We start from the raw sequence: 2,429 nt of genomic DNA on the forward strand, positions 1-2,429 counted from the left end.
TTATGATTTAATTATAAGACCTCCTCCTGTTCATGTTAAATCTGTGATCTGAAACAATAAATACTTAACATAGCCTTTGATTTTGAACTAATTTTTTTTTAACGTACAAGATGCGGTTGTTGGATATTGTCCGGAGAAAATGGACGAATCAAATTATTTTCCAGCGGGAGGGGCTGTAGTTATTTCTTCCATATATCTCTAAAAACCGACATCATCGAGTTGTAGCGCTTTTTTATAAGTGCCAACAATTTTATCCTGGGTCCCTTATACCTAATCTTCACTTTCGCTACCGGATAGCCTTCCGGTAACTTCAAATAACATTCGAGATTTTTTAGAGCAGCGATCTCAGTAGGCAATACTATCAGTTTTTTACGATCTTGCTGGCTTAAAGACACACCGTCTCTCACTGTATCAGCGCCATAGGAAAGATTTTCTTGAACTTGGCGAATTTCTTGCTCGCCTAAGACTTTAGCTATCCACTCAGTGGTCCGAGGATCAACATTGCGGAAGAAGACTTGCGTGTTAAACAGATTTAATAGAGCTTCAGCTGTAGAAGCGCCATATACGGATGTGAGCTGGGCCATGCTTTGAAACCCTGCCATAACACAACCACCATATTTTCTGATCTCAGCCAAAGCCATTTCTAGAGAAGGAAGTTTGTGTAGTGCCGGCAGTTCATCGAGGATAAACCATACTCTTCTGTCGGAACTTGGTGGCAGAGACATCAAAGCACTGATACTGGTATCCATCCATGTGGTCATTAGGGATTTGAGTGCCTGACGTTGATCTGGTTGCGCGTTCAGGAATAACCAAGAGTTTTCTCGATCTTGAGAGATCCACTCACGAATAGAAAACTCGGCCCTAGCATCTTTGAGATACTTCAAGCCTTGCAAGTGCGTTGCAAGAGTTGAGCGAATTGAAGCCGTGGTTTTATCTCCTTCTTTTCCAGTAAAGGATGTAGCTTCAGTTCCGGCAAAAAACTGTTGGTAATCTTCAATTGGGCCAGTGCTCAGCAAGCGGTAGAGAGATTGCGCAGAAAAATTCCCCTGTTCTTTAAACTGCCTAAGGGCCGTGGCTAAGACAATTCTGCCTGAGGTTTCCCAAAAAGGATCGTTCTGTTTGCTTGAAGGTACCATAGCATGAGCAAAAGCATCATAGTGCGATTCATTTTGACATTCTTTCCAGGGCGACCAAGGTTGATGCCTATCGTCAAACGGATTTAGCAGAATATCGTGTTTGGGTTGGTAATATTGTGCGACAAACTCACCGGTGAGATCGACAATAATAGCCCTGTCACCGCGCCTTCTAATTTGTGGTAATAACGTACGAATTAAAGTCGATTTTCCACTACCAGTTGTACCACAGGCCAAAAAATGCGAGGTCTCCATGTTGTTAATCAAAGGTAGCTTATCTAATTTCAGATCTGAAGCTTGCTGGTTGCGTTTTATCATTTTTTTCAGCTGTTGGGGTGGTACCAAAGCACTACCTCGATACCTTTTCTCCTGTGCTTGCTTTCTACCACGATAGAAAAAAAAGACCATCGCTGATAGTCCCACAAAGACACCAATCCAAAGCCCTAAGATTGTGTTATGCCAAACCTTGTATTTGATCATCGCAACGGCATAATTAACCCAAGGGCTTTGCACAATATTGATGCTGTATTCTTGTGTCTTTCTGCCATCGGGGTGAATGATCTGCTGAGTGGCTTTGTGAATATCAGTTTGCTTGGTGACAAACCCCAGTAGGAATTTGCCATGGTAGTATTCTTTAAACAGGTAAAAATTGTACGAGGGAACCTCATACAGGGTTTTGCCAATGGAAATTGTCATGGCAGTGAATAGGATTACCGCCAATGTAATTCTTGCTACCTGTTGTAACATCCGCAACCGGTGCATAGATAGTTGCCCGCCTCGGGTGAAATGTTGTGCCATTGTATATAAACTCCTTGCTACCGATTGTCTTGGTGTTTTTCACATTGCAAACCATGAGAAAGCATCTGCTGCTCCCCAGTAATCGGAAACAACACTTCTGTTACCTCTCGCTTACCACTGGGCAATCGATGCAGCTGAATCACCACATCCACAGTCTTGCGTAGGTATTCACTCACCCCTTGGGCTGGATTACCGGACAGCATCACGTTGGCAGGTATAGCTTCGTCCAAAGCCAGGTTAGGGCTGTTGGCATGCAGCGTGCACATAAAGCCCTTATGGCCTGAATTCAACAGTCGCAATACCGGAAAAGTATTAGCAATGGAGAGTTCTCCAGCTAAGATGATGTCCGGCCGCGAACGCATCAGGTGATCAATAACATGCGAATAACCAACGGCAGGCGTTGCTTCATTGCGGCTGACCACATAGTTGACTTGATTTTGGTGCGGAATTACCAGTTCTCTGGTGTCTTCCACAGACAGCACCCGTTTGTCATCGGGA

The 2,429-nt window shown here is 43.9% G+C and carries 2 protein-coding genes; both read right to left on the reverse strand.

What is annotated here, in order from left to right:
• Positions 1 to 179 precede the first annotated feature (179 nt).
• On the reverse strand, positions 180 to 1,931 hold the full coding sequence (gene traD, locus ABFQ95_08445; GenBank protein ID MEN8237544.1) for a type IV conjugative transfer system coupling protein TraD: 1,752 nt from the start codon (positions 1,929 to 1,931) through the stop codon (positions 180 to 182).
• Between the two features lie 17 nt (positions 1,932 to 1,948).
• On the reverse strand, positions 1,949 to 2,429 hold a 481-nt coding region (locus ABFQ95_08450), incomplete at its 5' end, for an ATPase, T2SS/T4P/T4SS family (GenBank protein MEN8237545.1).

Source organism: Pseudomonadota bacterium (genome assembly GCA_039714795.1).
Lineage (GTDB): Bacteria > Pseudomonadota > Alphaproteobacteria > JAGOMX01 > JAGOMX01 > JBDLIP01.

Coding starts and splice junctions, on each gene's coding strand:
- traD (MEN8237544.1), bottom strand. CDS start 1,931: ATGGCACAACATTTCACCCGAGGCGGGCAACTATCTATGCACCGGTTG.